Below are 5,912 nucleotides of genomic sequence, written 5' to 3' on the forward strand. Positions count from 1 at the left end.
CTAGATCCTTGATCAACTCCCAGCCCGTATCCGGGAGTTCGTAGCGCCTTGCCATGTGGGCCTCCAGCCAATCATGGCGACGATTCTACCTGCACCGACTTTTCGTACAGAATTTAGGGCCAGGCATAGGAAAATGCGGGGGAGAGAGTCAGGATTGCGGCGTCGTGCCATGGGAGAGCGCTCCTTGCAGATAGAGGCAGGATGCTATCGCAGGGGAGCAACTGGCGGAAGGTAGAAATAAAAAGCCCCGCTGGGGGATGCGGGGCTAAACGGAAAAGCACAACCCCTGTAGGTTAAGGGCTGTGACGTGAACGATTCGTCATTTTGACGTTATGAAAACGAGAAGCCCTGCGTTGGAGCGGGGTAACTGCAGCGCCCGCTTTTAGTGCAAAAAATTCCATTCTACTCTTAAGAATTCCTCATATATGCCGATCAGTCGGGCATAACAAAGATATCCAGGTCTTGGTGTCCATCGATCCAAGACACAGGAACTCAACTCCACAATCTCTCCCTCTTAAAGAAGCTCAGGCGAGCCAGTGGCGCTGGCGATCGCTATCGCCTGATATTCCCAATGAGACTTATATGAATCTCAACGACATGAAAATCTCAACCAGACTCGAGCTCGGGTTTGGCATCCTGACACTACTGATCATCCTGATGGGCTGTGTCTCACTATTCAAGGCCAATCATGTAGACGCCACCTTCGACACGGTGGTGCACGACCGTTATGTGAAAATCGCTGCGCTCAACAATGCCAAGGACGGATTGAATCAGATTGCTCGTTACCTGCGTAACACGCTGCTCATGGATGACCCTGCGGATATCAGGGAGCAACTCAAGCAGGTCGAGTTGGCCCACAAGGGCATCACCGAGCAGTGGGGAGTGCTTGAGCCGCGAGTTCGAACTGAAAAAGGGAAGGCATTGCTTGCCAACCCGCGGACAAAAGCCGCAAGTTCGTGACATTGGAAGCTAAATTCGTTGGCCTGATTGTCGATGGAAAGATCGAGGAGGCTAAGGGAGTGTTGTTGGGCGAGGTGCGCCCAGCCCAACTGGCTTACCTAGCGACGCTGGATGACCTGATCGCTTTTCAGAACAATGCGATGGAGGAGTCTGCGAATCAGGCGTTCGGCGAGATTGCCAGCATGAAAGCCATCATCTGGCTGTTTGGTATCGTCGCAGTGGTGATCGCTGTATTCATGGCTATATGGATCATCCGCTCCGTTACTCGTCCGCTAAGCAAGGCCGTGGAGATCTCGCGCTCGGTGGCCAATGGGGATTTGAGTCTGCAGTTCGATGCCAGTGGTGAGAATGAGACTGCCGAACTGCTGCGAGCCCTGAAGGACATGCAGGCGAGCCTGGTCAAGGTTGTGTCTAGTGTTCGCCAGAATGCGGAGGCAGTGGCGTCTGCAAGTGAGCAGATTGCGCATGGCAATACTGATCTGTCCCAGCGCACGGAGGAGCAAGCTGCCTCGCTGCAGGAAACGGCTTCGAGCATGGAGGAATTGACGAGCACGGTTCACCACAATACCGATAATGCGAAGCAGGCGACTGCGCTGGCCATTTCCGCTTCGGATATCGCGCAGCGTGGTGGCGAGGTGGTTGGTCGGGTCGTTGAGACCATGCAAGGGATCTCGAACAGCTCGACCAAAGTGACCGAAATCATCAGCGTAATTGAGGGTATTGCGTTCCAGACCAACATCCTGGCGCTCAATGCAGCCGTTGAGGCGGCACGTGCGGGTGAGCATGGGCGCGGTTTTGCCGTGGTGGCTGGAGAGATCCGCACCCTTGCCCAGCGTAGCGCAGCAGCGGCCAAGGAGATTAATGACCTGATTCACGAGTCGGTATCGCGAGTTGGTGTCGGCTCGAAGCTCGTCGAGGAGGCGGGTAGCACGATCGGCGAGGCTGTTGAGGCGGTGAAGCGTGTGACTGACCTCATGCGAGAGATTGCAGCAGCATCGGAAGAGCAGAGTTCCGGCATTTGTCAAATCAATACGGCGGTGGTCCAGCTGGATCAGGTGACGCATCAGAATGCTGTTCTGGTCGAAGAAGCTTCGACAGCATCACAGTCATTGGTTCAGCAGACGGGAGAGTTGCGTGCTGCAGTTGCGGTCTTCAAGGTCGGCAGCAGCGAACCCTATCGCTCATCTATGACGATTGCTGCTCCAGCTAAGCGGGTCACCGCAAAGGCCAGACTTGTGGCTGCGGATCATGATCGGCAGCCTGTATCGGCGCCGGTTGTCGCCCAGTCGGATTGGGAGACGTTCTAACTACACTCGAGGCAGGCCAGCTGCGCTGCGAATACGGGCTCGCCTGCCTCGATGTATCCAAACCTCAGGTGGTACGAATGCCGACAGCCGCAATGGCATCGCGGCACTCGTCGATTCCGTTGTTTCGCTCTAGGCTCAGGTCATCGTCTGGCAGCTCAATAACGAGCATTGCACGAGAGGCTTGCCAGGCATCGAAAAGTAGCGATCCACATTCGCTCCGCACTTTTTCGATATTCACGCCAAAGCGCTGTTCCATCCAGGCTTCGAACTCTTCGCGCATCTTTTTGTGGTTAATCATGTGCGTGCCTCCTATCTGAGCCGTGCATCAGAGGGCTCTCTCACCTCATAGTTTCATCTTCGCTTCCTTCACAACCCCGATCAGTCGGCAATTTCCGTCGATTGGGATCACTCGATAAGCAGGGTTCAGCGGCTTGAGATAGAGCTGGCCGACATCGGAAACCAACTTCTTGAAAGTGGCTTTCTCTTCGGTATCCAGCTTGGCCACCACCAGATCGCCTGGCTGTGCGGTTAAGCCGGTATCGACCAGCACGAAGCAGCCTTCTGGAATGCTGGGCGGCGTGAGAGAGGTCATCGAGTCGCCGTTGACCCTGAGCCAGAAGGCCGGACCTCGGGCCTGGTAATCGGTCAGCTCAAATTGATCTTCTGCACCCGGCTCATAGGGCTGAACGGCATCAGTCCACGTGCCGGCCTGCACTTCGCTGACAACTGGGTAGCGATAGAGGCGCTCTGGCTGCGCTATAGGCAGGGCGTTGCTGGGCTCAGGGGGGGGAGTAGAAGATTGGTCGCCGATTGGCAAAAGCTCCCCTAAGCCGATCTTCAATGCTTTAGCTATGGTGCGTAGGTCATCGATAGATGGCTCACGAATGTCTTTTTCATAGTTCCCAATACGGGATTGCGACCCCCATCCGCATGCTTTAGCCAATTCAGCCTGCGATAGGTCCGCCGCTTTTCTGTAATGCGCAATGCGCGATCCAAGAGTCTTCATTTGAGCAATGCTAATCACGCTTTGAAATGATTGCCTCCCACTTTTTGTGTTTGTGCTAATCACGCATCGTGTTTATCTTGCGCGAGATATAGGAGCAACCATGAACCGTATTAGTGAAATCCGTGAACAGGCCGGGATCTCTCAGGCGGCGCTCCATCGGAAGTTGGGGGGGGCGCCAATCCCGCCTTGCCAATTACGAGAGCGGGCGACGAACCCCAGGCCTCAATGAGGCACGAGACATTGTTTCGGCGCTGAACGCTCTTGGTGCGAAGTGTGACCTTGCCCAGGTGTTCCCTGAGCCAACTCAATCAGTTGCCTGACCAAGGGCTTGACCTCTTGCCGCACCATGCGGCGCCACCTCCACAGGAGACAAACCATGAGCGGATTAAGCCCCGAGCAGGATGCAAGGGCACGGGATTCCGAAGCCCTGACGTTGAAGCAACTTTTATCGGTAGGGCAAAAGACCGTGGCCGATGCAATCGGCGTGAGTGAGTCGACGGTGAGCCGCTGGAAGGAGGGTGAGATCGAGCGTTGGTGCAGGGTGCTTGCGCTGCTCGGCCTGCGCATCGTTCCGAGCGATGTGCAGTGCCATCCGCCGCAGTACATCCAGGCGTTGAAGACGCTGGCCGAGCTGGGCCTGCAGGCAGAGAAGAAGCGCCCGGGGCCGTTGGGGTGGGACTGATTCGTGCCGGGCTTCCTGATCAATGACGCCGAGTGGAATGCACTCTTCGATGAGCCGCATCACCTGCTGAAAGTCTATTGCGGCATTCGCCGCAGCATGGACTTGAATGCTCGATTTGCCACTCGAACTGTTGCAGTAGTCGCGGATGCAGGCCGTTCTGCCGCATGGCCCACCAGGCCACCACCGGGCTATCGATGCACTTGCTCACCCAGGTGATGAGGTGGCCAAGCCTTATCGGGGTCGCCTCGAAACCTTCGACCTGTCGCCCACCCAACCGATGAAAGTCATGCGGATTATCGTCTTCGTCGTGCCAGACAAGGAGATTGTCGTTGCTGACACCCTGTCTGCGATCATCCTCAGAGATATCCCTCAGATCGTCATCGAGTCCATTCGCATCCATCATACATACCCATTCCGGATGAGGTGCCGGATCAGCCTCCGCGAACAATCTCGCCCCCTGTACTGTGCGAAGGACATGAGCAACTTGGCCACGCTCATGAGGGGCCAGATCCTTGGGGGCCTGCTGGCTTTTAGCGATGATGGATGCACGCCACCTGCGCGGATCGTCGGCCCGATCTGCCCAGGCTTCCATGCTCTTCCAGAACTCCGGATGATCGGAATAGGCTATGGCTGTAACACCGCGATCACGCCACTTGGCTTCGATCTCCTCAGGAAGCCCGCGGTCAAAGGCATAGAGTCTAGACTGGCCATACTGGCCGTCATGGTTAAGACCCTGAAGAAGATATTTGATTGGTGGGTCTTCCGCCTGATAGCCGACTAAAACGACGGTATATCGTTCGAGGAGGTGCCTGATGAAGTTGGTGGCCCATCCTTCTGAGAGGTAGGCACGCCCGAAGTCCGCGCTGCTCAGCACATAGGGATGGCTTTCAGAGGCTGCATCCACCAGTCGCCCGTGTAGATACGTGATTCCCTCCATCTTCGATCCGAAGTTCAGGTCGGGGAAAGCAGGCGGCACGTGCCGGATCAGATACTCTCCCTCCGGTTCTACCTCGAACAATGGGTCGAAGTTCGTCGTGACAATCTGCGGCACGCCGTTCTGGCTCGAAGAAATTCGCTTGATCAAACCGTGCTCACGTCCAAAATCTTTGATTTTTAGGGGAGCACTCAGCCGCTCTGTGACCAGAGCGTTAACTTCATCCTTGCCGTATTCAAGGTGGAGGAGGTTGAAGATTTGGTCGAGTGGGACATTCGCTGCAGATTGATCGTCTTGATCGTCTTGATCGTCTTGATCGTCTTGATCGTCTTGATCGCCCAGCCATGGCCGAAACGCAGCCATGATTTCTGAATCGGCTGGCGGATCAAAAAATTCTATGACGTGCCGAGTAAGGTCGACAAAGTTCGGCATTCCAGATGGCACCGAAACCCCGGCGCCGCACAGAAACACGACGCGACCAGCATCACAGCGTTCCAGGAGGATATCCGGTATGGAGGGACCTTCGGGATGGAATCTCATGAGTTCAATTTATCAATGCTGTTTATAAACTCTACTGCCGGATTGGCGAGTGCGCCTGCTTGGACTTGAGCATTCTACTCACTGAGGCTGGTCGCTGGCGGCTTGCTCGAGAGGTCATAGGTGACGCGGGAAATGACTTCGATCTTGTTGATGATGCAGATGGAGAGCTTCTCCAGCAGTGTTGATTGGTACCACACTCCGCGTGGGAACACATCCCTAGACGCTCCGCGTCCTCCTGAAACCCTACACACACCTCAATCCCATAGCGACGCAGAGCGTCACAGGCCAGGCTCCCACGCGGAGCGAGGGAGCCATCAGCCAGCGCGCGGCTCAGACACGGCAGACGGTCGTGCGGGGATTGGCGAGAGGCAGCTATGGGTCCAGACTGTGTGAAAACGCCGGTCTCGCCTAGAGTTGCTGAAGCGACGTCAGCGAGGGCGACGTATGAAGCGATTCATCGAGGAAGCGAGCCGGACCCAAGTC

General features: G+C 56.0%; 7 protein-coding genes. 3 read left to right on the forward strand and 4 right to left on the reverse strand.

Annotation, left to right across the window (positions count from 1 at the left end; all coding sequences use genetic code 11):
• Window positions 1-582: 582 nt before the first annotated feature.
• Both ACFOJE_RS08510 and ACFOJE_RS08515 read left to right on the forward strand, forming a co-directional pair.
• Entirely contained in the window at window positions 583-960 is a 378-nt protein-coding gene (locus ACFOJE_RS08510) for an MCP four helix bundle domain-containing protein (RefSeq protein ID WP_377813896.1), read from the forward strand.
• On the forward strand, window positions 957-2,267 hold the full coding sequence (locus ACFOJE_RS08515; RefSeq protein ID WP_377813897.1) for a methyl-accepting chemotaxis protein: 1,311 nt from the start codon (window positions 957-959) through the stop codon (window positions 2,265-2,267). The genes ACFOJE_RS08510 and ACFOJE_RS08515 overlap by 4 nt, the downstream gene beginning before the upstream one ends.
• A 64-nt stretch (window positions 2,268-2,331) precedes the next feature.
• Here ACFOJE_RS08515 and ACFOJE_RS08520 read toward each other — a convergent pair whose 3' ends face one another.
• The gene (locus tag ACFOJE_RS08520; RefSeq protein WP_377813898.1) at window positions 2,332-2,565 is read right to left on the reverse strand and encodes a hypothetical protein; all 234 of its coding nucleotides are present in this window, start codon (window positions 2,563-2,565) and stop codon (window positions 2,332-2,334) included.
• A gap of 45 nt (window positions 2,566-2,610) precedes the next feature.
• Window positions 2,611-3,273 carry a LexA family protein gene (locus ACFOJE_RS08525; protein WP_377813899.1) on the reverse strand — a complete coding sequence of 221 codons (663 nt, stop codon included), beginning with the start codon at window positions 3,271-3,273 and terminating at the stop codon, window positions 2,611-2,613.
• Window positions 3,274-3,649: 376 nt separating this feature from the next.
• On the opposite strand from ACFOJE_RS08525, the gene ACFOJE_RS08530 reads away from it, so the two are divergent.
• The gene (locus ACFOJE_RS08530; protein WP_377813900.1) at window positions 3,650-3,955 is read left to right on the forward strand and encodes a CII family transcriptional regulator; all 306 of its coding nucleotides are present in this window, start codon (window positions 3,650-3,652) and stop codon (window positions 3,953-3,955) included.
• A gap of 19 nt (window positions 3,956-3,974) precedes the next feature.
• Here ACFOJE_RS08530 and ACFOJE_RS08535 read toward each other — a convergent pair whose 3' ends face one another.
• Window positions 3,975-5,429 carry an SIR2 family protein gene (locus tag ACFOJE_RS08535; protein ID WP_377813902.1) on the reverse strand — a complete coding sequence of 485 codons (1,455 nt, stop codon included), beginning with the start codon at window positions 5,427-5,429 and terminating at the stop codon, window positions 3,975-3,977.
• 74 nt (window positions 5,430-5,503) lie between these two features.
• Window positions 5,504-5,680: a GMP synthase (glutamine-hydrolyzing) gene (locus ACFOJE_RS08540; protein WP_377813903.1), complete on the reverse strand. Its 177-nt coding sequence runs from the start codon at window positions 5,678-5,680 to the stop codon at window positions 5,504-5,506.
• Between the last annotated feature and the right edge of the window lie 232 nt (window positions 5,681-5,912).

It is taken from the genome of Azotobacter bryophylli, from assembly GCF_042643485.1.
Lineage (GTDB): Bacteria > Pseudomonadota > Gammaproteobacteria > Pseudomonadales > Pseudomonadaceae > Azotobacter > Azotobacter bryophylli.

Bases quoted from the DNA above. Each gene is read 5' to 3' on its own strand.
- ACFOJE_RS08525 (WP_377813899.1), bottom strand. From the start codon at position 3,273: ATGAAGACTCTTGGATCGCGCATTGCGCATTACAGAAAAGCGGCGGAC.
- ACFOJE_RS08520 (WP_377813898.1), bottom strand. From the start codon at position 2,565: ATGATTAACCACAAAAAGATGCGCGAAGAGTTCGAAGCCTGGATGGAA.
- ACFOJE_RS08510 (WP_377813896.1), top strand. From the start codon at position 583: ATGAATCTCAACGACATGAAAATCTCAACCAGACTCGAGCTCGGGTTT.
- ACFOJE_RS08530 (WP_377813900.1), top strand. From the start codon at position 3,650: ATGAGCGGATTAAGCCCCGAGCAGGATGCAAGGGCACGGGATTCCGAA.
- ACFOJE_RS08535 (WP_377813902.1), bottom strand. From the start codon at position 5,429: ATGAGATTCCATCCCGAAGGTCCCTCCATACCGGATATCCTCCTGGAA.